General features: G+C 40.9%; 20 protein-coding genes and 1 tRNA gene. 7 read left to right on the top strand and 14 right to left on the bottom strand.

The annotated features are described in order from the left end of the window. Positions 1–155 precede the first annotated feature (155 nt). Positions 156–647: a YajQ family cyclic di-GMP-binding protein gene (locus IWX76_RS04145; RefSeq protein WP_196858601.1), complete on the bottom strand. Its 492-nt coding sequence runs from the start codon at positions 645–647 to the stop codon at positions 156–158. Between the two features lie 91 nt (positions 648–738). On the opposite strand from IWX76_RS04145, the gene IWX76_RS04140 reads away from it, so the two are divergent. From IWX76_RS04140 to IWX76_RS04130, 3 genes are all read left to right on the top strand, one after another. After that, a complete protein-coding gene (locus IWX76_RS04140) occupies positions 739–1332 on the top strand; it encodes a hypothetical protein (protein ID WP_196858600.1) in 594 nt (197 codons plus the stop codon). 78 nt (positions 1333–1410) lie between these two features. Beyond that, on the top strand, positions 1411–3471 hold the full coding sequence (gene ppk1, locus IWX76_RS04135; RefSeq protein WP_196858599.1) for a polyphosphate kinase 1: 2061 nt from the start codon (positions 1411–1413) through the stop codon (positions 3469–3471). Then, the gene (locus tag IWX76_RS04130; RefSeq protein WP_196858598.1) at positions 3471–4352 is read left to right on the top strand and encodes a Ppx/GppA phosphatase family protein; all 882 of its coding nucleotides are present in this window, start codon (positions 3471–3473) and stop codon (positions 4350–4352) included. The genes ppk1 and IWX76_RS04130 overlap by 1 nt, the downstream gene beginning before the upstream one ends. Here IWX76_RS04130 and IWX76_RS04125 read toward each other — a convergent pair. From IWX76_RS04125 to IWX76_RS04075, 11 genes are read right to left on the bottom strand one after another with little or no spacing between them, the layout of a single operon-like run. Then, the gene (locus IWX76_RS04125; RefSeq protein WP_196858597.1) at positions 4321–4812 is read right to left on the bottom strand and encodes a 4'-phosphopantetheinyl transferase family protein; all 492 of its coding nucleotides are present in this window, start codon (positions 4810–4812) and stop codon (positions 4321–4323) included. The genes IWX76_RS04130 and IWX76_RS04125 overlap by 32 nt on opposite strands. Further along, the gene (locus tag IWX76_RS04120; RefSeq protein WP_196858596.1) at positions 4802–5062 is read right to left on the bottom strand and encodes an acyl carrier protein; all 261 of its coding nucleotides are present in this window, start codon (positions 5060–5062) and stop codon (positions 4802–4804) included. The genes IWX76_RS04125 and IWX76_RS04120 overlap by 11 nt, the downstream gene beginning before the upstream one ends. Continuing rightward, a complete protein-coding gene (locus IWX76_RS04115) occupies positions 5059–6333 on the bottom strand; it encodes a beta-ketoacyl-[acyl-carrier-protein] synthase family protein (protein WP_196858595.1) in 1275 nt (424 codons plus the stop codon). The genes IWX76_RS04120 and IWX76_RS04115 overlap by 4 nt, the downstream gene beginning before the upstream one ends. Next, positions 6326–6772 carry a 3-hydroxyacyl-ACP dehydratase FabZ family protein gene (locus IWX76_RS04110; RefSeq protein WP_196858594.1) on the bottom strand — a complete coding sequence of 149 codons (447 nt, stop codon included), beginning with the start codon at positions 6770–6772 and terminating at the stop codon, positions 6326–6328. The genes IWX76_RS04115 and IWX76_RS04110 overlap by 8 nt, the downstream gene beginning before the upstream one ends. A gap of 11 nt (positions 6773–6783) precedes the next feature. After that, positions 6784–7833, bottom strand: a complete 1050-nt coding sequence (locus IWX76_RS04105; protein WP_196858593.1) for a type III polyketide synthase — start codon at positions 7831–7833, stop codon at positions 6784–6786. Then, complete coding sequence (locus tag IWX76_RS04100; RefSeq protein ID WP_196858592.1) at positions 7826–8545, bottom strand: methyltransferase domain-containing protein; 720 nt, start codon at positions 8543–8545, stop codon at positions 7826–7828. Before IWX76_RS04100 ends, IWX76_RS04105 begins: the two co-directional genes overlap by 8 nt. Further along, on the bottom strand, positions 8535–9650 hold the full coding sequence (locus IWX76_RS04095; protein ID WP_196858591.1) for an NAD(P)/FAD-dependent oxidoreductase: 1116 nt from the start codon (positions 9648–9650) through the stop codon (positions 8535–8537). The genes IWX76_RS04100 and IWX76_RS04095 overlap by 11 nt, the downstream gene beginning before the upstream one ends. A 57-nt stretch (positions 9651–9707) precedes the next feature. After that, complete coding sequence (gene pgl / locus IWX76_RS04090; RefSeq protein ID WP_196858590.1) at positions 9708–10433, bottom strand: 6-phosphogluconolactonase; 726 nt, start codon at positions 10431–10433, stop codon at positions 9708–9710. A gap of 5 nt (positions 10434–10438) precedes the next feature. After that, positions 10439–11950, bottom strand: coding sequence for a glucose-6-phosphate dehydrogenase (gene zwf / locus IWX76_RS04085; protein WP_196858589.1), 1512 nt, complete (start codon positions 11948–11950; stop codon positions 10439–10441). A gap of 9 nt (positions 11951–11959) precedes the next feature. Further along, on the bottom strand, positions 11960–13372 hold the full coding sequence (gene gndA, locus IWX76_RS04080) for an NADP-dependent phosphogluconate dehydrogenase (RefSeq protein WP_196858588.1): 1413 nt from the start codon (positions 13370–13372) through the stop codon (positions 11960–11962). Between the two features lie 34 nt (positions 13373–13406). Beyond that, on the bottom strand, positions 13407–14171 hold the full coding sequence (locus tag IWX76_RS04075; RefSeq protein WP_196858587.1) for an ROK family protein: 765 nt from the start codon (positions 14169–14171) through the stop codon (positions 13407–13409). 222 nt (positions 14172–14393) lie between these two features. On the opposite strand from IWX76_RS04075, the gene IWX76_RS04070 reads away from it, so the two are divergent. Next, positions 14394–14789, top strand: coding sequence for a response regulator (locus tag IWX76_RS04070; protein WP_196858586.1), 396 nt, complete (start codon positions 14394–14396; stop codon positions 14787–14789). Then, complete coding sequence (locus IWX76_RS04065; protein ID WP_196858585.1) at positions 14773–16968, top strand: ATP-binding protein; 2196 nt, start codon at positions 14773–14775, stop codon at positions 16966–16968. Before IWX76_RS04070 ends, IWX76_RS04065 begins: the two co-directional genes overlap by 17 nt. A gap of 2 nt (positions 16969–16970) precedes the next feature. Here IWX76_RS04065 and IWX76_RS04060 read toward each other — a convergent pair whose 3' ends face one another. Next, positions 16971–19526 carry a TonB-dependent receptor gene (locus IWX76_RS04060; RefSeq protein ID WP_196858584.1) on the bottom strand — a complete coding sequence of 852 codons (2556 nt, stop codon included), beginning with the start codon at positions 19524–19526 and terminating at the stop codon, positions 16971–16973. Between the two features lie 543 nt (positions 19527–20069). Here IWX76_RS04060 and IWX76_RS04055 point away from each other — a divergent pair. After that, a complete protein-coding gene (locus IWX76_RS04055) occupies positions 20070–22442 on the top strand; it encodes an ABC transporter permease (protein ID WP_196858583.1) in 2373 nt (790 codons plus the stop codon). Positions 22443–22540: 98 nt separating this feature from the next. Here IWX76_RS04055 and IWX76_RS04050 read toward each other — a convergent pair. Beyond that, positions 22541–22628 (bottom strand) — tRNA-Ser (locus tag IWX76_RS04050). Between the two features lie 226 nt (positions 22629–22854). Here IWX76_RS04050 and IWX76_RS04045 point away from each other — a divergent pair. Further along, positions 22855–26142, top strand: coding sequence for a SusC/RagA family TonB-linked outer membrane protein (locus IWX76_RS04045; RefSeq protein ID WP_196858582.1), 3288 nt, complete (start codon positions 22855–22857; stop codon positions 26140–26142). Positions 26143–26152: the final 10 nt, after the last annotated feature.

Genomic DNA, 26152 nt, shown 5'->3' with positions numbered 1-26152 from the left:
TAGTATATCCTTAATGCATAGTACTGTATACTTCGTTATTGTAAAATAACTACCTACTATTGAGAAAATCATAGGTGTTAAGAATATCGTATGGGTATACGGTGTTTAGTTAACATACAGTGCCTGCCTTCATTAATAAAGCAGGCACTATTTTGTTAATTACGCATGTTAATAAATTGTAACGGCTGACCGAAGTCTTCGCCCTTACATAAGGCAATCACACCTTGCAGGTCGTCGATGTTTTTGCTTTGCACCCGCACCTGTTCGTCCATCATGGAGGCCTGAACTTTTAATCCGCTGGCTTTTATTTTGGCCACAATCTTTTTTGCGGTTTCTTTATCGATTCCTTCTTTGATGGAAATTTCTTTCCTGATCATGTTTCCAGAGGCATACTGTTCTTTGCCAAAGTCCAGACTCTTTGCATCCAGATTTTGTTTAATCATTCTTGAAATGATCGAATCCTGGATGGCTTTCAGGCGCATGTCGTCTTCAGTAACGATGGTTATGATATTTGTTTTTTTATCATGTTCTATCGTGCTTTTGGAAGTGCTGAAATCATAACGGTTTAGGATTTCTTTTTTTGCGTTGTTCATCGCATTGTCGAATGTTTGCGGGTCAACTTTACTTACAATGTCAAAAGTGGGCATGATAATAGCTTTAGAATGAAAAATTGTTAAATTTATAGTCAACATTTATTCCTGTTAATTATAGAATCTCATGAAAACCAATAAGCCAAAAGTGCAAAAAAAAGTTGCTAAAAAAGCAGCAAAAAAAGATTTAGAAAAAACATTGACGGAAAGATTCCTAGAAGTAATTAACCAGTTGGGGCATGATGCCGGAAAAGTTGGTGATGATATTTCGAAAGCAGGAAAGACGATTGCTAAAAAATTAGCGAAAAAAGTATCGAATGTGCAGGAAGCTGTAGGCTTTAATGCAGCGCCTGGGGTTAAGAAAGACAAAAAAACCTTTGAGCAACACCAAGAAAAAGCGATAGCTGTTAAAGACCAAGGGAACGAAAAACTTAAAAAATCAGTTAAACCTGAAAAAGCTGGTAAAAACGATAATTCTGCAAAAAAGATTGATGGGGTAGCAAAGACGCTAAAAAGACAAGATCAGAATTATAAAACCAATGTAGTGAAACCTAGACCCCTGGCGCAAAGTGTAAAAGTTACGCCAATAACGTCAGAGGCGCGTGCAGCACAAGCACTAGCTAAATCGACAGCTGCAAAGACAACATCAACGCCGGCTAAAAAAAGAGCTTCGCGTGCTAAGCCCAAAGCTGAAGTTTTCCCGGAAGATCCGGAAATGCCGGAGAATATTGAACCTGCCTAGGCTAAAATTAACATAGAATTAACATTAAAGTTTGCAGTTTTGGCTATCCGCCATCAGCGGGTAAAATAAACATATTACATGACGAAAAAGAAAGTTCCTTTTCTAAACAGAGAAATCAGCTGGTTGTATTTTAACGAGCGGGTGCTCCAGGAAGCGGCAGATGAATCGGTTCCATTAATAGAAAGGATTAAATTTTTGTCGATATTTTCCTCTAACCTCGATGAATTTTATCGGGTTAGGGTGGCCACCATCAACCGCCTTGCCAATTTAAACGAAAAATCAAAGGCCTTGTTAGGTTTCAACCCTAAAAAGGTGCTTAATGAAATTAAGAATATTGTGGTGAGACAGGAGCGCAGGTTTGAGCAGCTTTTCCAGGCTACCTTAATCAATGAGCTTGCACAAAACCGCATTTTTATACTTAATGATACCCAGTTAAATGTATCCAGGGGTGAGTTTGTGCGAAACCATTTTAGAGACCGCATTTTATCAAACCTGGTTCCAATATTAATAGACCTCGATAAGCCTTTCCCAGAACTTAAAGACCGCTTTTTGTATTTTTTTGTGCGCCTTTTTAAAAAAGGTTCTAAAAATAAGCGTTACGCCTTAATTGAACTGCCGCAAGATTTACCCCGATTCCTGATATTACCGGAAACGAATGGCTTAAAGTTTATCATCCTTGCCGAAGATATCATCAAATATTGCATGAATGATATCTTCTACATATTTGATTACGATGAACTGGATGCTTTTTCTATCCAGGTTACCCGTGATGCAGAATTAGATATCGACAAAAATATCAGCGATAAGTTTATCGAAGAATTAAAGACCAGTCTTGATAAAAGGCGTAAGGGTAAACCCATGCGTTTATTATATGATACCGAGATGCCCTTTGATATGTTGAGCGTATTGGTAGCCAAGATTAAGATCGAAGCGGAAAGTTTAATACCCGGTAACCGTTACCACCGCTTTGGCGATTTTATACGATTCCCAAACGTAGGTTCGCCAACGCTAGAATATCCGCCTACGCCGCCACTTAAAGTTTTAGGCTTACACCGTACGGAGAGTATTATTGATAAAATCGCGACTAAAGACTACCTTATTAACCTCCCTTATCAATCATACGATTACATCATTCTTTTTTTAAGGGAAGCTGCCATTGATCCAAAGGTTACAGAAATTAACATTACGTTGTACCGTCTTGCTGAAAATTCCAGGGTAATCAATGCCCTGATCAATGCTGCTAAAAATGGGAAACTGGTGAAGGTGGTGGTAGAGCTTAAGGCAAGGTTTGATGAAAATGCCAATATCTATTGGTCTAACCGCCTGGAAGAGGAAGGTGTGCAGGTTAACTATGGTTTAACCGATTATAAGGTGCATTCCAAAATATGCCTGGTAAAAAGAATGGAACGTGGACGTGCGGTTTATTATGCCAATTTAGCTACAGGAAATTTTAATGAAAAGACTGCGAAACTGTATTGTGACCACAGTATTTTTACTGCTAAAAGGGAAATAACCCGTGATTTGGTTAAACTGTTCAGTGCTTTAAACAACCATACGGTAGCCAAAGGTTTCAAACACCTGATCGTATCACCATTAGAATCAAGAAACAAGTTTTATCGGTTAATAGACCGAGAGATCAGAAGTGCCAAAGCGGGCAAAGCGGCTTATCTGTTGTTAAAGGTAAATAGCCTTGCTGATGAAGGGGTAGTTAATAAATTATACCAAGCTAGTAATGCCGGAGTAAAGGTGAAACTCATTGTCCGAGGCATTTGTTGCCTGATCCCGGGCATTAAAGGTTTTAGCGAAAACATTACGGTAATTAGTATTATTGATAAGTTTCTGGAACATGCACGCGTATACATTTTTGGCAATCAAGGTAAGGAAGAGATGTATTTATCATCTGCTGATTTAATGAGCCGGAACTTCGAACATCGGGTGGAAGTGGGTTTTCCCGTGCTCGACGATGATGTACGCCAGGAAATAAGGGATATTATAGATTTCCAGCTTCAAGATAACGTGAAAGCCAGAGATATTACCAAACTGAACAATAACCGCTACCATAAAAACAGATTAGGCACCAAGGTGCGTGCGCAGGTAAATACCTACAATTATTTAAAAAACAAACACCAACAGGACTAATGGTAAGATATGCAGCAATTGATATAGGTTCTAACGCCGTGCGGCTAATGATTGCCGACATTACGCAGGAAGACGGAAAGTACGGTTATAAAAAAAACACGCTTGTTCGCGTTCCTTTACGATTAGGAGATGATGCATTTCTAGATCAAAAGATCTCCTTGCGAAAAGCAAACGACCTGGTGAAAACCATGGTAGCGTTTAAGAATTTAATGGATGTGTACCAGGTTTCGGCTTACTTGGCTTGTGCCACCTCAGCAATGCGCGAGGCGACCAACGGTGCCGACCTTATTGCGCGGGTAAAAGCGGAAGCGGGATTGGATCTGGAAATTATTCACGGACAGCGGGAAGCAAATATCATTTACCATAACCATATTGAAGAGAATCTGGATATCCATAAAAGTTATCTGTACATTGATGTAGGTGGGGGTAGTACCGAGCTATCAGTTTTTGTAAATAAAATCCCTGTTGCCTCACGTTCCTTCGATATTGGAACGATCAGGATTCTTGATAACCAGGACAAAGAAGAAACCTGGGAAGAAATGCGCGTATGGATTAAGGAACAAACCAAAGATCATAAAAATCTGATGGGCATAGGTACCGGTGGCAACATTAATAAAATGTTTAAACTGTCAAAAGAAAAAGAAGGTACGCCATTATCTTTTTTAAAGTTAAAGAGTCTGTATAACCATTTAAACAATCATTCTTTAAAAGAACGGATACAGATTTTAGGTTTAAATCCAGACCGTGCGGACGTAATTATTCCTGCAGCCGAAATATTTATTACCGTGCTGAAATGGACAGGCATTAAGCAGCTCCACGTTCCTAGGGTAGGTTTAGCCGATGGTATTATTAACCTATTGATCGAAGAGAACCTGGAGTAAGGTAAACCTGTGCCAGGTATGCACCATGGTGGCTATGACAAACAGGCGGAGTAAAAAGGTCCGCAGGGTGCGTAGCGCCTTGTATAGATACCTTAATTTGCTGTAGCATGACCAGGCTATCGGCACAAATGGTGTGAATAAAGTTATGGTGCAGGCTGCTGCGGGTGTAATAAGTTATCCCCCCTATGCTTACCTGTCCGCTGCTTGTTTGGCCATCAAGGTCGTATATGCTGCATTCCAGACTAGTAGGTGCATAGTTACGAATATCCATTTCTTTAGAATAGATTTTATAGGCCGCTTCTTTCATACTCCAGAAAAGCCATACGAGTATGTCTGGTGAAGCGCTTTCTAAAATAAGTTTTTGTTCTGCTGGCGTAAATACCTTTTGCAGGTAACCTTTTCGTTGCCAGTTGCTTTCTTGTTTTGCCGTGCGTAGATCCACGATATCATTACCGATCATCTTCCTGAAGTTTAAGTTCAACAATTTCCATGGCCGCTCTAACGGTCAACATTTTCTCCATTGCAGCATTATCTATTTCAATGCCAAATTCTTCTTCTACATCCAACACTACATCAACCAGGTTTGCAGAATTAATCTTTAAGTCTTTAATGAAATCTGTGTCCTCATTTAAGGTCTGTAAAGCTTCTTTATCCTGCGCATAAGTCGCAACAATGGGTTGTAAACGGGCGAGTAATTCTGTTTTCGTCATGTTGTATATTTTTTAAATAGTAGACAAGCATTCACATCTCCAAAACCAAAGCTCGCTTTCGCCAGGATGTTAATATCCATGGGTATGCATTGCTGCGGTATTTTATCTCTGGCTATACAATCGGCAATTTCCGGGTGCAAGTCTTCGCAGTTAACATTGGGAAACAGAAAACCCTGATCTATCTGTAAAACTGAAGCTACGCACTCTATGCTGCCCGCTGCGCTTAGACAGTGGCCGGTCATGCCTTTAAGGGAGTTAATATACGGAAAATCTGTGCCTTTTCGGCTAATTGCAGCCACCCAATTTTTTAGTTCTGTGCTGTCCATCATGGTAGCAGTAAGGTGACCATTGATGACATCGAGGTCTTGTGCACTTACACCTGTATTTTGGAGTGCACGGCTAATGCATTGCTGTACAGCGGCGTTGTTAGGGGCAGTCATGGTACCGCCGCCCCGCTGCCCACCAGAATTAAGGTGGCCACCCAAAACTTCAGCGTAAATATGTGCACCACGGGCTTGTGCAGTGTTGAGGTCCTCGAGTACAAGCGCTCCGGCGCCACTACCCGGCACAAAGCCACTGGCGGTGGCACTCATAGGCCTGGAGCCTGTAGCAGGACTGTGGTTGTGCTTAAAGGTACATACCTTCATGGCATCGAAACCTGCCCAGATGTAAGGTCCGCTATCGCTGGTACTACCGGCCAGCATCCGCAAGGCCTGGCCTGATTTAATTTTATCATAACACATCAGTATACTTTCTGCACCGGTACTGCAAGCGGCAGAATTGGTGCTTACCTGATTGCCCAGGCCAAGCTTGCCGCCCAAATAGGCGCTTACGCCACTGGTCATGGTTTGGATAACTACACTGCTGCCAATGCGGCGTGCGTTTAACTGATCTACTTTATAAATCGCTTCCCTGAACTTATCAATGCCAGAAGTGCCGGCACCGAAAATGGTACCACTATCCCAATCAGGTGCGTTGGCTGAAGAAATAGGTAGTCTTGCATCAGCCCAGGCTTCCATACCTGCTATAACGCCATAGGTTATGCCTGTGCTGTTCAAGTTGCGAAGTTCAAGCTCACTGAAATATTTGGAAATCAATGCGGGGGAGAGTGTTGGGATTGCAGCAATCTGGCAGGAAAATTTTAACGCTTCCAGAATAGGGAGGTGTTGTATACCGGACTTACCTTGTTTGATGGACGCTGTAAAATCAGCTATCCCTGCACCGTTTGGCGCTACTACACCAAGGCCGGTTACAACAACCCGGTTAGCCATTTAGTTTAGTGGTTACCATTCCTGAAATTGAACCCTTACAAACTACATCACCTGCTTTATTTTTCATTTGAACATTACAGTGTAGTTTTTTAAACCTAAAATATACCTTTTCTGCTGTCACGGTTACTTTTTCACCAGGAAATACTGGCTTCATAAAGTCAATTGCGGTAGAAGTTAACATGACATGGCTGCTGTTGCCTGGAGCTACATCGCCGGTAAGGAAAATGCCCAGACATACCAGCCCAATCTGCGCCATGGTTTCAGTTAAAATAACACCGGGCGTAACGGGGTGATCTTTAAAGTGGCCTTTGTAAAAATCCAGGTCCGGAGGGTAAGTAAAGGTTCCGGTACTTCCGTTTTCATCTATACTTAACAGTTCGTCTACAAATAAAAAGGGATAGCTATAAGGTAGCCTGGCTAAAATTTCTTCTTGTTTCATTGTGTTATCATTTACCATTGTAATAAAATGCGTTGCGCTGTAAATCCGGGTCCAAAGCTTAACATTAAACCTTTTTCGCCCGGGGAAGGTTGGTTATCCATCATGCGCTCCAATACATAAAGTACGGTAGCACTAGACATGTTTCCATACAAACGTAACACTTCTTTTGTATCATTTATATTTTTACCCAGCTCGCTAAATAAAGATTCCACGACCTGTATAATTTTTTTACCACCGGGATGGAAGATAAGGTGATCGATATCGGCAATGCCCAGTCCATTTTTTTCCAGAAAAGGGTAAAGAATGGCCGGGAAATTGGCTTCAATGACCTCAGGTACATCGATATCCAACACCATTTTCAAACCACTGTCCGTTAATTTAAAACCCATCAGGTTCGTAGAATCGGTGAAATGATACATGCTGTCGTCAAGAATCTCCGGGCCATTGTCTTCTTCGCAAGAAGAAAGTAACACACAGGCCACACCATCGCCAAAAATGGCAGCGCTGACTACATTCGTCATCGAGTAATCTTCTAATTGGAATGTTGCTGTAGGGGATTCCACCGCAATTAAAGCGGCGCGTTTGCCAGGGTTAGCTTTCAGGAAATTGCGTGCATAGATCATGCCGGCCACTCCGGCAGCACAGCCCATTTCAGTAACTGGCAGGCGTACCACATCCTGGCGTAGCTGCAAGTTGTTGATCAGGTAGGCATCAAGTGAGGGAATCATAATACCCGTACAGCTTACCGTAATCAGGAAGTCCAGGTCCTGCGCGGCCCAGTTGGCTTTGGTTAAAGCGGCAGTCAAACATTCAGTACTCAACTTCATGCTTTGTTCGATATAAATGTTGTTACGCGCTTCAAAGGAAGTGAGGGAAAAGACTTCTTCAGGCGACATAAAAGAATACCTTTCCTCTACGGCCGAGTTTTCGAAAATCTTTTTCACCTTTCTAATAAACCGGTCGTCCTGTCCGTGTAGCCAGCCATCTAAAAAAGGGAGGATTTCTGTTGTTGTTCTTTTGTGTTCAGGTAAGGTTGTGTGAACTGCTTTTATTTTAACCATAAGTTTTAACTATCCATTGATACCTGAATGCCCATTTCCATTTTATAGTGTAATTATTAAACTGCAGATGTTTTGAATAGGCCATTAAATCATTCTTTTTAAACCCGCGAAGGATGGAAATGAGTCCATCCTCGCGCGACATGTCATTTAACCTGAAAACAAAACACAAGGCTTTAAACAAATAATATGCGATTGCAGATCGGTGCAGGTCATTGATAACAAATCCAAGGCGACTGTGTTTGCGGAAACCTTGTAGCAGCGTCAATATATCTTCATCTTTAAAATGATGCAAGGTGAGTGTGCACAAGATAATGTCGTAGGTATGATTTTCATCAAGGGCTTCAAATATATCTGCACAGCGATAGTTGATTTCCGGGTAGTTTGCCGAGCGCTGCTGTGCATATTTGATGGTGTAGGCATTGGCATCCATACCGATGAGTTCGCAGGAGAATCCACTTTGGCGGGCATCATCTGCTATGGTACGCAACATGTCGCCGTTTCCACAACCCACATCGAGTATACGGAGAGCGCCTGTAGTTTCCGGGCAGCCCTTCAATAAGGTTTTTACGCCGTTCAAGGTGATGGTATTGCCACCGAGTAGTTTATTGATATGGGCAATTTTATCAAGGGCATCCTTAAGGGTTTCGCCTTCCAGATCAAAATCATCCATGATCTCTGGTGCCTGTGATCGATAGGTGGTGTCAATGGCCATGGGTTCTTTTAATCAAATGAGGTAAAATAAATGGAAACCTGGCCAACGAGGCCGTAAGAAATGAAGATAAGAATTCATTTTGCAAAACTGCAGAAAGGTGTTTACCCATGGACAGTCGTTGCTTAAAATGGTTATTCCATTCGAGGGTGTAACCTTTTTCCAATACATAGCGGTCTGGCGACTTGCTTTCTATTTGCTGGATGATTAACGAAGACGCAAATTTAGCCCCCAGGATGGCCATGCTCATGCCATTGCCACAAAGGGGGTGAATGAGTCCTGCGGCATCCCCAACCAGTAGCACATGGTTTTTAACAGCTTCTTTTTTTTCAAACGAGATCTGACCAATGCTCAGCGGTGTTTCAAACTGCATTTTACATTGATTAAAGATGTTTTTCAGGTGTGGGTTCTTATAGAGCACCTGTTCTTGAAAATCGGCAATGCTGCGGTAGGGTTTAAAAGATAGGTAGTTGGTTAAATAACAAATGTTTATCAGGCCGTCTTCCACGGTCGACACGCCACAATAGCCTCCTTTAAAATGATGCAAGGCCACCAGCTGAGGATCGAAATCTCCGGAATAATGTGCTTTAACGGCAAGCCATGGTGATTTGTGTTTTATAAACTGGCGATCCAGCTGCTGGTCCACGCCAGACCTTTTTCCATAGGCACCCATCACGTAAGCAGCAGTGTAAGTGCCGCTGCTTGCTGTTTTTACTTCCATTTGTTCCTGCTGGTTGTCAATGGAAACAACTGTATCCTGCACCAAATTACAGCCCTGTGCAACGGCTTTCTGCAGGAGAAACTGATCAAAAGAATATCGGCTTAGTCCAAATCCACCTAATGGTAAGGCGGCAGAAATCAGGGTTCCTTGGCGACTAGAAAATTCGAATCTATTGAGCTGTGAAGGTTGTAGTATAGCGGGGTCTGCGTCAAGTTCCCGCAGGTAGGGAAGTACTTCGTTGGAGATATATTCTCCGCAAACTTTATGTTGGGGGTAGGCGTGTTTTTCGATTAAGGTAACCTTTAAACCGGCACGGCAAAGGTGAATAGCTGCAGTTAAACCTGCAAGGCCGCCACCGGCAATGATGACGTCGTTTTTTTGATGCATACCTTCGAAAATCTGTACACACAACACCGTGTGTACAGATTTTGTTTGGTCATGCTTTTAATTGTCCAGCAAGGCTGCGGCTTCTTTATCTACAAACCAGGTAACATAACCATCAACTGGTTTAATCATTTGAGCCGGGTAAAGGGTAGTGTCTTTTTTAACTTGTTCTACCACTTGTTTTACAGCCTTCGCTTTACTTTCGCCAAAAACCAGGAAAGCAATATTTTTAGCTTTGTTAATTAAGGGGGCGGTAAAGCTAACGCGGTAAGTAGACAGTTTATCTACGTAAACGGCATCAACAGTGGCTTCCTTCATCTTTAGAATAGCTGTTTGTGGAAATAGAGAGGCCGTGTGAGCGTCATCACCCATGCCCAGTAAAATAAGATCGAAGTTCAGGTCTCCACCTTCAAAATGTTTAACAATAGACTTCTGGTATTCGATAGCAGCTTTTTCAGGCGCAAGGTTAGTTGGTACATAAAAAATATGATCTGCGGGTATCTGTAAAGGATCTAAAATGCTTTCTTTTGCCATCAGGCCGTTATAGCTATCATGGTTAAAAGGAACATTTCGTTCATCGCCAAAGAAAAAGTAAACTTTTTTCCAGTCGATCGCCTCTTTATAGTCGGTAGCCAGAAGCTGATAAAGTTCTTTTGGTGAATTACCACCAGTTAAAACAAAATTGAAACAATCCTGTTCCTGAATGCTTTTTTCTGCAATTTTAATAATGTACCGGGCAAGGTCATGAAGTAACTCACCTTTGGTATTGTATATCAATAAATTCATTTCAATTAATCTTTATTTAATGGCAATTTGAACCAATGGAAACCATCGCGTGCAATAAGGGCTTCCGCATCTTCTGGTCCCCATGAATCGGCCGTGTAATTAGGAAAACTCAACGACTTTTTACTTTCCCAGGCACTGATTACCGGCATTAATAATTCCCAAGCGCTTTCTACTTGATCCGCACGCATAAACTGTGTTTGGTCGCCCGTCATTACATCAAGCAATAAGGTTTCGTAAGCTTCCGGACTTTCTGAGTCATAAGTACCTTTATAGTCAAATACCATATCTACCGGGTTCAATACCATGTCTAAACCAGGTCTTTTTCCCTGCACCTGCAAACGGATGCTCATTTCTGGCTGAATGCTGATGATCAAGCGGTTTTGTTGCCAGTGCTCTGTTACCCCTGCCGGGAAAATTTGGTGTGGTACGTCTTTAAACTGAATGGCAATTAAAGAAGATGTCTGAAACAACCGTTTTCCGGTACGCACATAAAATGGGACACCCTTCCAGCGCCAGTTATCTACATGAAACTTAATGGCCGCAAAGGTTTCTGTATTGGAATCTGCATCAACGCCCGTTTCGTGGCGGTAACCAGGTACTTCCTTACCTTCCACCCAACCTTTTGTATATTGTCCCCTGACTGTACTAAAACGGATATCTTCTGGACTAAAAGCACGCATGGCTTTTAATACATCCACTTTTTTATTGCGAATTTCGTCCGCATCAAAGTTGATGGGGGTTTCCATGCCAATTAAACAAAGTAATTGCAACAAGTGGTTTTGTATCATATCACGCAAGGCGCCAGCACCTTCGTAATAGCCACCACGATCACCTACGCCCAATTGTTCGGTTACAGAAATTTGAACGTGATCAATGTAGGTACGGTTCCATAATGGTTCCAGGAAGGAGTTGGCAAAACGGAAAGCCATAATGTTCTGCACGGTTTCCTTACCCAGGTAGTGGTCAATTCTATAAATCTGTTTTTCAGTAAAGATGCTGGTTAATAGTTGGTTCAGTTCCTTGGCCGTTTCCAGGTCCCTTCCAAATGGTTTTTCAATCACAATTCTGCAAGTATCTTCGGTTCCGGCAAGTTTGTAGTCGGAAATACAAGTTGCAATCATCGGAAATAAGTTGGGTGCTACCGCAAGGTAATATACCACCTGTGTTTCCGGACCGAATTCATTTTGAAAAACTTCGATACGTTCTTTCAAACCTTCAAAAGTTTTAGGTGCAGAAACGTCAACCGGGGTATAATACACGTTTTCAGCAAAAGTCGACCACTTGTCTTTTTTTACCTTACCGGTTCTTGAAAAGCTATTAACGCCATCCATAATGACGTCTCTAAACTTCTCATCGCTAAAGGTTTTTCTAGAGGTTCCGATAATGGCGTATTTTTTTGGCATGTAGCCATCGGCATAGAGATTATATAAAGCAGGCGCAAGTTTGCGCATATTTAGATCTCCAGTACCACCAAAAATTACGAAAATGGTTGGTTTAAGATTGATCGCTGTTTTCATGTTTTAGTATTACAAAGTAATAGGGTTCCAGAGGGCATGGAAAATACCGTCTGCATCTGTACGTTCAAAAGTATGTGCACCAAAAAAGTCACGCTGTGCCTGGATCAGGTTAGACGGTAATTTTTCAGTTCTTAAAGAATCAAAATAGGTTAGGGTAGAAGCAAATGCCGTTATTGGAAGCCCGTTTTCAATGGATAGGGTAATGATCTTACGTAAGGAAGGCAATGTGCTTTTAATTTTATCCTGTATGTTTTTATCAGCAAACAAGTGTTCCAAAGCTGGTTCTTTGCTATAAGCCTGGTAAATATCCTCTAGTAATTCTGCTCTGATGATACAGCCACCACGCCATATTTGCGCAATTTCCTGCAAGTTCAACTCATATTCGTACGTTGCAGAAGCTTGCCATAACAAGTGTAATCCCTGTGCATAACAGCTGATCATCGCAAAGTATAATGCTTCTTCTAATTGCACTTCCAGTTCTGCTGTATTTTCAGGAATGGAAGTTTGGTGAGGAAAAGCTGCGGCTAATTCTACCCTTAATTTTTTGAATTTAGATACATCACGTGAACTTACGGCTTCATTAATGGTTGGTATAGGTAAACTTAAGTCCATTGATACCTGCGAAGTCCATTTGCCGGTACCTTTAGACTTGGCTTCATCCTTAATCATATCGATCATCAGGTTGCCGGTTTTTTCATCCACAAAAGCAAATACTTCTGCAGTAACTTCCATAAGGAAAGATTTCAAACGACCCTGGTTCCATTTGGCAAAAGCTGCCTGAATCTGCTCATTTTGATAACCCATACCATTTTTCATGATGTCGTAGGCTTCGGCAAGCAGTTGCATCATGGCATATTCTATACCATTGTGTACCATTTTGACAAAGTGACCTGAGGCACCCGGACCAATATAGGTAACACAAGGATCGCCGTTTACTTTAGCTGAAATAGATTCCAGTACTTCTTTCATGGCACTATAAGCCTTTTTGTCGCCACCGGGCATCATGCTCGGACCGAAACGGGCTCCTTCCTCACCACCAGAAATCCCCATTCCAAAGAAATGTAGGTCCTGATCTTTTAAGGCTAATGCCCTGCGGGTGGTATCCGTATAGTGTGAGTTTCCGCTATCAATAATCATATCGCCTTTATCCAATATTGGAGAAAGCTCTGCGATTACACTGTCTACAATAGCGCCTGCAGGAACCAATAATACAATTCTTCGGGGTAATTCCAGACTTTGGACAAAATCTTCAAGGGATGCAAATCCCTTTAAATCATGTTCTTTTCCAACTTCTTCTAAAATCTGAAGCATTTTTGGGTCCTTATCGTATCCAGTAACTGCATAACCGTGATCGGCCATGTTAAGTAAAAGGTTACGGCCCATTGTACCCAGACCTATCATTCCTAAAGTGTATTTTTTCATGAGTTTATCGTTTGGTTTTAACTATAATATGATTCTATGAGGTAGGTTTAGCTGGATGTTTTGTAACCAGGTGGTATTTTTCTTGTACTTTCCACAATTTAGCCCCTCCTTTGATTCCTTCGCGATTATTGGCAAGCTTCACGTTGTCCTCTAATTTGAAGTCGATGTATTTAGAATTTCCTCCGCCTAAAAAGAGTTTATCGTAATTGAATACGGTTTTATAAATTTCAATAACCCGGGCTACACGTTCGTTCCATTCTTTCACGCCTAATTTTCTCATGGCTTTGTCGCCAACATAATCATCGTAATCCTTAGTGTTAGTCACTGGCATATGTGCCAGTTCCAGGTGTGGAAGCAGTTCGCCGTCAAATAGCAATGCTGTTCCGAACCCTGTGCCAAAAGTCATCACAATTTCAAACCCTTCACCGTCAACCAATGCCAATCCTTGTAAGTCGGCATCGTTGATTAAACGTACCGGTTTACCAAGCAAGTCGCTTATCATCTGTGCAAACTCAATACGGTGCCATTTTCCTTTGGCTAAGTTAGGTGCAGTATAAACTACACCTTGTTTCACATATCCAGGAAAACCTACAGAAACTTGTCCGAAGGTGCCCATGGTTGCGGCCAGTTGTTTAATAATAATTAAAACAGCCTCAGGTGTAGATTTTACTGGAGTAGGTAATTTGGTGTACTCGGATAATGCCGTTCCGTCGGGACTTAAAAGGCAGGCTTTAATATTAGAACCACCTATATCTACAGATAGGATGTTTTTTAATGCATTTTCCTGGTTATTAGGCATTTTTTGCTCGTTTAGTGATTATTCTGATGTGTTTTAGGATCTCCATAGTCTTTTAGTCCTTTATTGAACGTTTAAGGAATAGAATGATCTAAAAGTCAAATATAATATTAATGTTGTAATGACGACCTTATTTATATAGTATTGTTCTCCACCTAACCACTCACTCAAACCTTTTCTTAAACTTTTTGTTTATCATTTAACCAACCGATAAAATGTGAGCTATTGCAAATTATCCTTAAAGACATGAAAAAGCGGATTTTAGTGATTGATGATGATCCGGAGATGGGAGAGGTATTTAAAGAGATATTTCCATCGGATAACACCCAGGTATTTTTTTACGAACAAGTCGATAATATTTTTGACCTTGTATCCAAACACCAACCCCAAATAATTTTATTAGACTATAACCTTAGAAGTCAAAATGGAGGCACGATTTGTAAACAAATCAAGTCGAGCAAACAGTATTCCGATATTCCTGTTATCCTATTGTCGGCTTTTCCGAGATTCATCTATAACCATAATGATATTGGTTTTGATGGTTTCCTTGAAAAACCTTTTGACGTTCAAGAGTTGATAAATATAGTTGAAGATAAAATATTGAATGGATCCTCGAAATGATAATTTATATAAATCCCTTTTAGAGAAAACTTTTAGTGGAATTGTTTTTACGGTCGAAAGATCAGTGTTTTCTATTTTTGTTGCAGGCGACGAGTTTCTTAAGCTTAGCGGTTTTACCCGGAACGAACTATTGGACAAATCATTTGCTGATATGCCAAGCAGTTTGTTTCACCCCACCACCTTTCAGTTTTTTGAACAGGTGATAGCCACCAAACAAACAGCCATTATACCTCCTTTTTTTATGCTATCACCACGTAATCCCTCAGTGTTACAATTGAGTGGCAGCATCAATCCAGTTTTAAATGCGGCAGGTGAAGTTGATTTTTTACTTTACTGTGCATCTAAAACGGAAGTCAGTATGATGCATCTTATTGATCAGGCACCTTTTGGAATGGGCATTTTACGTGGTAAAGACCTGACCGTTGAATCTGCCAATACCATGTTAATTGAGCTATGGGGGAAATCAGAAGCTGTAGTAGGTCTTCCCTTAGCTGCCGCCTTGCCAGAGCTGCAAGGACAACATATTTTAAAATTGCTTGAAGATGTTTACACCTGGGGTGAGCCACTTGTAGGTAATGAGGTACAAGCGGTGCTGATGCGAAATGGTAATTTGGAGAACGCCTATTTTAACTTTGTTCATCAGCCAATAAAAGACCAGAATGGTGTTACCAATGGGGTAATGATTGTAGCTGCGGAGGTAACGCAATTGGTGCAGGTGAAAAGGAAACTAGAAGAAAGTGTAGCTAATTTTCAAAATGTGGTGATGAATACACACTATGGCCTGCTGGTGGTCAAGGGAAAATCATGGACAGTTGAAATTGCCAACCAGCCGATGTTACATTTATGGGGGAAAACTGCAACAGAGGTGATGGGTATACCGCTCATGAAAATATTCCCTGAATTTATAGGACAACCATTTCCCGAACATATTCGTGAGGTTTTTGAAACCGGACAATCCTTTGTTCAACCTGAAGATGTTTTTTACTATCAAACCGCAGATGGAATTTCTAAGAAATATGTGAGTTATTTCTACGACCCCATGCTTGATGCTGAAGGGAATGTGTATGGGGTAATTGTTGGTGCAGAAGATATTACCATCCGTGTGGAGAATCGTTTAAAAACTGAACGGGCTGAAGAAATGTTACGAATTGCCATTGAATCGGCAAATCTGGGTACCTGGCATTTTCATACAACTAGTAAAAGATTAGTAGTGTCAGATCGCCTCAAGGAGCTTTTTGGCTATTTCCACGACGAAGAAATGACTTATGAAAGTTTTGCCAGGCAGATTACGGAAGAATACCGTCCTATTGTGCTTCATGCCTTTCGTGAGTCTATGGCCAAGGGCGAGCAATTTAGCGTGGAGTTTTCTATCGTTGACCGTCATGATCAAAAGATCAGGTGGATGCGCGTTACAGGAAAAATTTACCGTGATCAAGGAGGTCTCCCCATTCGAATATCAGGAATACTGATGGAAATTACCGAGCATAAACAAGATGAGATTAGGAAAAACGACTTTATTGCCATGGTGAGTCATGAACTAAAAACTCCGCTAACCTCATTAAAAGTTTATGTACAGCTTTTAAATTTGAAGGCAAAAAATAGTGGTGATCATTTTACAGTTAAATCTCTTGGTAAAGTAGAGGGACAGGTGAATAAAATGAACAACATGATCAGAAGTTTTCTTGATCTTTCGAGATTAGAGGCTGGTAAGATTTACCTTGAATATGAGGAGTTTACCATTGAGAAGCTAATCGCAGAAATTGTTGAAGAGGTTTCACTGACCGATAAAAGTCATACCATCTTGTTTTCCACCTGTAAACCACTGTCCGTTTATGCCGACCGCGAAAAAATTGGTCAGGTCATAAATAACCTGTTGGGTAATGCAATAAAATACTCCCGACCAAATACCATGGTGACCATCCGCTGTGAACAAGTCGGGGAAATGGTACAGGTTTCCATTGAGGATGAAGGTATTGGTATTGCTAAAGCCGACCAACCCAAGCTTTTTAGCCGGTTTTACCGCATCCAAAACCAGGAACTCAAAACGGTATCTGGCTTTGGAATTGGTTTATACCTTAGTGCAGAAATTATCCAACTTCATGAAGGGAAAATCTGGATAGAAAGTGATGAAGGGAAAGGTGCAGTATTTTACTTTACCTTACCCTTATTAAAAAAATAAACTTAAAATGAATAGCGTAAGGTAGCACCGAAAGTTCTTTGATCGCCAAGTACCCCTGCATAATGGCCGGCGTTGCCGCCTGCGGGTAACAATTGTTCAAAATAATTTTCGTCCAGTAAATTGCGGACCCATACAAAAGCCGAAATGCCATAAGGTGCTTTAAAACCTGTTCTTGCATTAAAGATAGAATAACCATCAATATTCAGGTAGGCTGATGGCGAAGGGCTGGAGGAAAATGATGACCGGAATGAACCATCCAGGGCTATGAAAAACTTAGCATCTTTTCCTACAGATTTAGTCGGCGTGGAAAATTCAGTACCTAAAGATCCGGCCCATTTAGATACTCCTGGAAGTGCGCCACCTGAGATGTCTTTAAAGGCTAGCTGAACACCGTTTTCCGTAAAACCAGTTTCTTCAAGCGGTAGGGGGGCATTTGTAAAACGGACATATGTTGCATCAGTATAAGCCGCAGCACCATAAAACGAGAATGATGGACTTAACCGTACATTTGCGTCTATTTCAACCCCTTTTACATTTACTTCCTCTGCATTGGCAATGTAACCACGATTTACGCCCAACTCCGGTGATTGTACATTGGTCTGGTAATCTTTTATGTCAGAATGATGCAAAGTGATGTTTAAAGTCAGGTTATCAATGGGTGTTGATTTCAATCCTAATTCATAGTGTTTAGTATCTTCTGGTTTTATAACGGCCAGATCAGTTGCTGCTGCTCCATTAACGGTTGGTAAACCTGCTACGTTAACTCCTACAGGTTTGAAACTCGTTGAATAGGTTGCAAATGCATTTATTCTTCGGTTTGGTTTGTAGGCCAAAGTAGCAGAATATGTAAAGTTTTTCTCATCAGCATCAGCTAGGTATTGCTGACTGCTATATACACCATTTTTTAACGCAAGTAAAGCTGGATCAGTCGTTTCGAGGCCACCTCTGGCAATGCGGTTATAGTTAACATCTTTTTTGTCGTAATTCCATCTGATACCTGGCAGCAAGTGCAATCCATCAATTATTTGCCAGTCTAAACTTGCAAATACTGCTGCACTTTGTGATTTGATGGAGGCAGTGGTATAAATGCCATAACCTTCAAAAAGGCCGGGTGTGCGCCATAGTGCACTGTTTGAACTTTGGGAAAAGCGCCATTGGGCAGATCCAGATTCTTCTGTTCCCGTAATTTTAACCTCCTGATCTATATAAAACACCCCAATCACCCCACTTAATTTGTCCGTAAAGTCGCCTGCATAACGGATTTCCTGCGACCAGTTTTCATGTTTAGCCGGGTTTTGAGATTTAGCCAGTGCCTGTAAACCGGTAAAATCTCTATCGTTAGATGGATCCCAGTTCCAATAACGCCAAGCAGAAGTTGAAGTCAACGTTCCAGGTCCAATTTTAGCATCAATATTTAGGGAAGCACCCCCCAATTGGTTGCCCGATCTCCAGGGCGTGTCGTGATCAATCTTACGATCAAAAGCATTCAGGCTCGGTAAGGTATAACCCAGATCTGCAGTTATCGCATTAAACTGACGATAAGCAGGACGTAGCGTAGGTGCAACACCCGCAACTACCTGTGCATATCCATCAGGTTTTTGATCGGTTACATCACCCGCCAGGGTAATCGTCACATTTTCTGAAGCTTTAAAAAGCAATTGTGCACGTACCCCAAGGTTATTGAGGTCGTTTGTAGCTGTACCTGTTTTTACATTATCGATCAGACCGTCTCGCTGTGTTCCAGAGAAGGATATCCGGCCGGCAAGTTTTTTAGTGATTGGACCTGTAATCGATGCTTTAGCCTGGATATAACCGTAATTACCAAAACTCGTTTCAAAGCTGGCTTCAGGTATAAAACTTGCTTTACGCGTAATGATGTTGAAGGCACCAGCACTGGTGTTTTTCCCAAATAATGTTCCCTGTGGACCTCGTAACACTTCAATACGTTCAACGTCAATAAAATCAAGTGTAGCTGCGGCCGGGCGTGCGTAATAAACGCCGTCTACATAAAAGCCGACCCCTGGGTCCAGACCGTCGTTGGTTAATCCAAATGGTGAGCCGATGCCACGAATATTAATTCCGGTGTTCCGTGGGTTTGAAGTGTAAAGCTGAACCGAGGGGATCAGTTCTTTTACCCGGTTTACATTGAAGGCACCTGATTGTTCAATCTGGGTTCCGCCGACTACAGAAATAGGGATGGGAACATCTTGCAGCACTTCTGAACGGCGGCGTGAGGTAACCACAATCTCATCGAGCAAAGCACTTTCCACTAAAACCAGTTCTACAGGACTACCATTAACTTTCAAAATTTGAAAATCCTGGGGTTTATAGCCCACTGAACTGACTTGAAGGTAGAATGGCGTTTCCGGCGTAGTATTAATTGTGAACTTGCCATTTTCATCGGCACTTACCGTGACACTGGTACCTCTGATGACCACTGTAGCATGAGGTACTGGCGCGCCGTTGCTGCGTTTAATGATGCCCGTGATCGGACCCTGCGCAAAGGTGAAACTTGCAGTGAAGAATAAGGAGAGGAGAAGAAGTAGGCTTTTTTTCATGATCTATAGTTTAAGGTTGGTTTATGGATAATGTTGGTTTATTAATAGTATATGTTGGAGTTGGTGTTCTTAATAAGGCTATACACTCGCAAAAAAAATGGCAAAGTAATTCCTTGTAGACGTTTTTTAAGGTCCGTTTTTAGTTGTGTTCAGTAATACAGGTAAGGTTTTACGCTTTAGCGTTGACTGATGGTTTCAGTGGACTTCATCAGCAACAACAATAGCGGGAAAGGAATATGGTTACTGGAGAATGTGTTTTCAATGGGGCTAGTTTTTAAAGGTTTAAGACACAAATATAGGATTGTTATTTAAAATTACAATTAAATCTATCAATTTAGTAGTCTTTATTTAAATAGTCTGATTTTTTGCTTGTTTGTATAGTGTAGCGACAGTGTTGAGGGGTTATAATTGATGACGGATAGCTTAAAAATTAAGGATCGTAAAACTTGACGTTTTGAAAGTGAAAAGTATAAATTTCAGCTAAGGTTATGCATTCTTATAAAACATAGCATCCTAAAAATACGATAACCTTTATTGATGGATATGTTTAAATTGAACTTTAAAATTGCTTTAAGAAACCTTAAAAAATATCCTGTCGCAACATGTATCAACATTGGAGGTATAGCAGTAGCCATTGCTGCCTTTATCGTAATTGTTTTATATACGAGGTATGAAAATAATTTTGATGCCAACAATCCAAATTATGAGAATATCTATTTAGTGGGTAGAGATCTTCCAAACAATATAACTAGCTACACATCAGCGGAATTAGCCAAAAAAATTAAAGAAACCTGTCCCGAGATAGTATATGTAGGGAAAACTAAGTTCACAAATTTTGAATTTGCAATGTTAAACGAAAACACCCGACTATACCTTAAAAACGTATTGTCTGCAGATGCCGATGCCTATAAAATTTTCAATTTTCGCATTAACATAGAACAGTTTAAACCAAAAGCAATGGGCGAACGTAGTTTTTTTTTAAGTTTAAATGACTACAAATCACTATTTCCTAAAAGTAAGGAAGTGGTGCCAGAAATGGTAATGGTTGTTAATAAAGCATTCGGGATGACCTCACTTGTTGACGGGGTGTTTACACCAACTCCTCATTCCAATATCGTATTCGATGGGCTTGCGCTTGCTGATGATATTTCATTTGGAACGGACGCTACGGACCAGTCTTATACAACCTTCATTCAAGTTAAACCGGATACAGATATTGATCACCTGGAAAACAAAATTAACCTTCTTTATCATGAGCTATTGAAGAAGAATGTTGTAGAAGCCAATCTGGCGGGTAAAAAAACCAAAGTAATTTTTTTGGATCCCCTTAAAAATCTACACCTGCAGGCCAGAACAGAAGCCGTTAACCATAAAAAAATAATAGATGGCGTTTTATACCTGGGGTTTTTAGTTTTGCTGCTCGGTTGTTTCAATGCTATCAATATAAACATCGAACAATCTACCAAAAGAGCTAAAGAAATTGGTGTTAAGAAAGTAATGGGGGCAACCCGGTACAGTTTGAGCTTACAGTTTATGCTTGAAATTTTCGTTCAATGTAGCCTAGCTGTTGTTATCGCACTCATCATAGTGGAATCTATTTTGCCTTCCATCAATACTGTTCTTTCTGTAAATTTATCCTTAGGGAGCGGTGATCCCACTATTCTTTGGCTGCTGCCCATAACTTTATTGCTCACAACCATCCTTACCGGCATTTATCCCGCATGGATATTATCTTCATTTAAACCAGCGTTGGTACTTAAAGGGAATTTTGAAAAGAGTTTTGAAGGTCAGTGGCTAAAGAAAGTGTTCCTTGTTTTTCAGTTTTCCATAGCCATGGCGTTTATCATCGGCTTGCTTATTGTCAAGGGCCAACTCAATTATATGCAAACGCAGGATAAGGGTTTTTCTGCTGAACAACTCCTATACATAAAAAATCAGGCAATTTTTAATAAAGAAGAGGTGTTTAAACCGGTAAAGGACAAGATCCAGAAGATTGATGGGGTCAAGTCGGTTACGGTCGCCAGTAACATTCCAACAAGTCCTAAAGCGTCCTCACAATTATTTTCGGTAGACGGTATCGAAAATCATTTTAGCGTTGTGAATGTGGGCTTTGACTATTTTGAAACACTTGATATCAAACTTAAAGATGGCCGCCTGTTCTCCTCCGAATTCGGGTTAGATACGGTGTCAAATGTGATCATAAATGAAGCAGCGGTAAAGAAATATAACATTTCCAACCCCATTGGAAAAGCCATTCGCGGCTGTAACACCACTTATAATATTATTGGGGTGATCAGTGATTTCAAGTCTGAAGGGTTTGAAAAAGCTGTTGAGCCTACATTATACAGCATAAAGAATGCTTGTGGAGAGGCTAAGCTGGCCATTATGGTGAAAATTGACCAAAATAAAATCCCTTCTGTTCTTCGTGAATTAAAAGGAAAATGGGCGGGAATTAATAAGTTGGATGGGGAAGATTTACGATACGAATTTGTGGACAATTTGTACAATAAGTTATTCGAAAGACAAGAAAGATTGCGGTTTATTATTTCCGCTCTTTCCGCCATCACCATGCTCATTGCGTTGTTCGGCATTTTCGCTTATGCGAAGTTTATGACCAATTCAAGGCGAAAAGAAATCGCGGTTCGTAGGATATTGGGTGCTGGTGATCTTCAAATTGTTTTTTTGTTAAACTCACATTTTACCTGGCTAATTATTATTTCCAATGTTATTGCGGTTACAGCTGTTTATATCATCGCTAATAAGTGGCTTGAGAATTTTGCTTATAAGCAAAGTTTATCTGCTTCACCTTTTGTAATAACCAGTGCCTTGACAGGGCTATTGATCATTTTCACAGTTTCCTACCAGGCCTATAAAGCGATGAAGACCTCACCAGCAGTAATCCTGAAATCCGAATAAGCCCATTTCCCCAATTATTCGGCTGCTATTAAAATTTATTATAATTAAAAAAGCCTGAAATCTTACGATTCCAGGCTTTTTAAAAGGCTTTGATACCTTGGCGGAGAGTGGGGGATTCGAACCCGCGGACCTATAACAGTCAACAGTTTTCAAGACTGCCGCAATCGACCACTCTGCCAACTCTCCGCCGCAAAAGTACGAATCCATATCGTTTTTACAAACTTTGTTTTACGAATATGTTGTACTTCCTGACTATCAGTGTAATAAATTTAAAATTAATAGCGAAGATTCCGTTAAGGTGATGTTAACCCCAAGATAAGCTTAACCTAACACTGGGTTTACATGGCAAGGTTACATTTGCGCCATCAGCTAAAAAGAATATGCTGATGAATACTCTACAAACCACAAGCAAATGAAATCACTTTTATTCACTTCAAATACCCGCAGTATTTGTCGGAAACTAATTGTACCCTTATCGCTACTTGCCTTATGCAACACGCCGGGTATGGCTTATTCCAACATTTCAAACCGGTATACGCTAGAAAAATCTAATCTAACTATACAGGCTAAACAAGCCAGTATCACCATTGAAGGCACCATTACTGATGCCCAGAGGCAACCCTTGCCAGGTGTAAGTGTTTACGAAAAAACTTCTAAAAAAGGCACTGTAACTGATCAGAATGGTAAGTATACTATTTCAATGGAAGCCGGACAAACACTTGTTTTCTCGTTTATCGGTTATGTTTCACAAGAGGTTACCGTATCGCAAAAACGGAATTTAAACATTACTTTACTTGAAAATAGCAACGCTTTAGAAGAAGTGTCTATTGGTTACCAAAGGGTGAGGAAATCCGATGTTACCGGCGCCATAAGCAGTGTTAAAGCCAGTGAATTAAATTTAACCTCACCAACCGTTGGCCAGGCTTTAGTGGGTAAAGTAGCTGGGGTACAGGTATCTCAAACCAGCGGTGCACCTTACTCAGGGACCAAAATCAGGGTGAGGGGGGTAGGTTCGATCAATGCAAGTTCCGATCCTTTGTACGTGATTGACGGCTATCCAGCAGGAAATAACGTTTTTATTAATCCAGAGGACATTGAAACCATCGACATCTTGAAGGATGCGGCTTCTGCTGCCATTTATGGCTCCAGGGCCTCAGGTGGTGTAGTGTTAATTACGACAAAACGTGGTAAAGAAGGTAAAGGTACTTTTGAATATGATGTTCAAACCGGAATCTCTCAACTGGCTAAAAAGGTCGACTTACTCGATGCTGATGGTTATACCCAATTATTAATAGATGGTCGTAACAATGCTTACAAAGACCTGGTGGTTAATGGTGGTAAAACCTGGACAGATGCCATGTTTTCCGATAACAACGCTACCCGTATTGCCAATGTAGGTAATGGAAGCAGCGTGAGCATCCCTGCCGAATACTATGATTTTACAACACAAACGGCAAAGCAATCGCTATATAATACCGATTGGCAGGATGAGCTGTATAGAAATGCTTTTTTTCAACGCCACAACCTGGCTTTTTCCGGTGGAAATAAGGACGTACGTTATTTCTTAAGTGGTGGTTACCAGGATAACGATGGTATTGTAACCAATACCAATCAAAAAGCAATCAACTTCCGCGCAAATATCGATGGTAAAGTAAGCGAAAGGTTAAGCGTAGGGGCTAACCTTTCCTATACTCAAAATAATAACCGCGAAGTGCAGGAAGGTCGTTATAATTTAAGCCCAATGATGTCGGCCTTAATTTACCTGCCCACCTTACCTGCAACAAATGAGAATGGCACACCAATCCAGTTTGGGATGGGTGCACTTTCTTCTCAATATGGTATACAAAATCCAGAGAATCCTTTGGCCACGGTACAACAAATGAAAATTACCCGTAAAGGAAACAGAAGTACCTATAATGCCAATGCTACTTACAACATTCTGGAAGGATTAAACCTAAAAGCGAATGTGGGCATGCAAACGTATAATGAGAAGTATGATTACTACCTGCCTACCAGTTTAAGCAATGGTAACAATGCGCCATATTCTGCTGCTTCCTTAGCTGCAGCCAAAGCTACAGCACAAACTTTACAACAAACTGATCAATTGGGTGAGTTGACCTTAAATTATAATAAAACCTTCGGTGATCATAAAATTGATTTATTGGGAGGTTATTCTGCTCAAAAAACAAGCAGTGATCTGTTGAAAGTATCAGCCAGAGGCTTTCAAAATGATAACATCGGCGAAATTTCCGATAAAGGTGCTGATCCAAGTTTCTTTGCTTTAGATGATGCTTCTAAATCTGCTTATACCTTATTGTCCTATTTTGGCCGTTTCAACTATAACTACCAAGGTAAATATTTCCTAACAGGTTCATTCCGTCGCGACGGTTCTTCCAGATTTGGTGCATTAAACAAATGGGGTAACTTCCCATCGGTTGCTGCAGGATGGAGTTTGTCGGAAGAAGGTTTTTATAACGATTTCCTTGGCGAGCAGTCCTCTGTTAAATTAAGGGCCAGCTGGGGTTTAAGTGGAAACAATAACATTGGTAATTATAACCAGCAACAATACATGCGTTCACCAGAGGGCGTTGTTATTGGTAATGCTATTTCTACAGCCATTTGGGCCAATTCCATTAAAGATGAGAATTTAGGCTGGGAATCTACTTCACAGTTCAACTTCGGTACCGATATTTCCTTGTTCCAGGGTCGCTTAGCGGTGATTGCCAATTATTATTTAAGTCATTCATATAACTTATTGTTTAACCAAAGCATCTCGGCTATCGCCGGAACAAATACCATTTTAACCAACCTGAAGGATAGTAAAATCAAAAACAGTGGTTTTGATTTACAGTTAGACGGTCGCATTATCGAAAGTGGCGACTTCTCTCTTGGCTTAAGTGGAAACATCTCCGTTAACCGCAACAAAGTGCTGGATATGGGCGGAGCAAGTACCATCCTGACTAACGGTGCTGAACGTTCTTATAATACACACATCACACAGGAGGGTCAGCCCGTTGGTATGTTCTACGGATTTAAGGTATTAGGACTGGTTACTGCAGAAAATATTAACCAGGTTGCACCTTCTGCAGCGTCAACCAATCCACTTAAAATCGGTGATCTTTATTTCCAGGATACTGATGGTAATGGTATTGTTAATGACCTTGATAAAACCGTGATCGGCACTCCCCATGCAAAATTCACTTATGGATTTGCCTTAAATACGGCTTACAAAACCTTCGATTTACGTGCTTCATTTAACGGATCTCAGGGAAACCAGGTGTTAGACGGACAGGATTACTATTTATACAATATGGAAGGTTCAGGTAACCAATATGCTTCTGCAGCAGACCGTTACCGTAACGCCGCTAATCCTGGTAATGGTGAGGTGTATCGTGCTTCCAGAGCGGGTACGCAAAGTAACAGTACACGTTTGTCTACATTCTATATCCAGGATGGTTCTTATTTAAGAATGACCAATATCACCTTAGGTTACAGCTTACCACAATCGGCCGCAGAAAGCCTTAAAGTGAGCAGAATCAGGTTGTATGCCAGTGTAGATAACGTTTTTACCATCACCGATTACAAAGGATACAATCCTGAAGTAGATTACAGCGGGGGTTCAAACTTAACACCCGGTGTAGATTATGGTAACTATCCATTAGCCAGAACATACAATCTTGGCTTAAAACTTACTTTTTAAAGAATAAAAA

Origin of the sequence: Pedobacter sp. CAN_A7, assembly GCF_015752175.1 — a bacterium.
In the GTDB taxonomy this organism is placed as follows: domain Bacteria; phylum Bacteroidota; class Bacteroidia; order Sphingobacteriales; family Sphingobacteriaceae; genus Pedobacter.
The sequence above is the reverse complement of the archived record's forward strand: the minus strand, read 5'-3'. Positions and strand labels throughout refer to the sequence as shown.

Coding starts and splice junctions, on each gene's coding strand:
- gndA (WP_196858588.1), bottom strand. CDS start 13,372: ATGAAAAAATACACTTTAGGAATGATAGGTCTGGGTACAATGGGCCGT.
- IWX76_RS04075 (WP_196858587.1), bottom strand. CDS start 14,171: ATGCCTAATAACCAGGAAAATGCATTAAAAAACATCCTATCTGTAGAT.
- IWX76_RS04145 (WP_196858601.1), bottom strand. CDS start 647: ATGCCCACTTTTGACATTGTAAGTAAAGTTGACCCGCAAACATTCGAC.
- IWX76_RS04105 (WP_196858593.1), bottom strand. CDS start 7,833: ATGGTTAAAATAAAAGCAGTTCACACAACCTTACCTGAACACAAAAGA.
- IWX76_RS04110 (WP_196858594.1), bottom strand. CDS start 6,772: ATGAAACAAGAAGAAATTTTAGCCAGGCTACCTTATAGCTATCCCTTT.
- zwf (WP_196858589.1), bottom strand. CDS start 11,950: ATGAAAACAGCGATCAATCTTAAACCAACCATTTTCGTAATTTTTGGT.
- pgl (WP_196858590.1), bottom strand. CDS start 10,433: ATGAATTTATTGATATACAATACCAAAGGTGAGTTACTTCATGACCTT.
- IWX76_RS04130 (WP_196858598.1), top strand. CDS start 3,471: ATGGTAAGATATGCAGCAATTGATATAGGTTCTAACGCCGTGCGGCTA.
- IWX76_RS04045 (WP_196858582.1), top strand. CDS start 22,855: ATGAAATCACTTTTATTCACTTCAAATACCCGCAGTATTTGTCGGAAA.
- IWX76_RS04065 (WP_196858585.1), top strand. CDS start 14,773: ATGGATCCTCGAAATGATAATTTATATAAATCCCTTTTAGAGAAAACT.
- IWX76_RS04125 (WP_196858597.1), bottom strand. CDS start 4,812: ATGATCGGTAATGATATCGTGGATCTACGCACGGCAAAACAAGAAAGC.
- IWX76_RS04120 (WP_196858596.1), bottom strand. CDS start 5,062: ATGACGAAAACAGAATTACTCGCCCGTTTACAACCCATTGTTGCGACT.
- IWX76_RS04055 (WP_196858583.1), top strand. CDS start 20,070: ATGTTTAAATTGAACTTTAAAATTGCTTTAAGAAACCTTAAAAAATAT.
- IWX76_RS04060 (WP_196858584.1), bottom strand. CDS start 19,526: ATGAAAAAAAGCCTACTTCTTCTCCTCTCCTTATTCTTCACTGCAAGT.
- IWX76_RS04115 (WP_196858595.1), bottom strand. CDS start 6,333: ATGGCTAACCGGGTTGTTGTAACCGGCCTTGGTGTAGTAGCGCCAAAC.
- ppk1 (WP_196858599.1), top strand. CDS start 1,411: ATGACGAAAAAGAAAGTTCCTTTTCTAAACAGAGAAATCAGCTGGTTG.
- IWX76_RS04100 (WP_196858592.1), bottom strand. CDS start 8,545: ATGGCCATTGACACCACCTATCGATCACAGGCACCAGAGATCATGGAT.
- IWX76_RS04095 (WP_196858591.1), bottom strand. CDS start 9,650: ATGCATCAAAAAAACGACGTCATCATTGCCGGTGGCGGCCTTGCAGGT.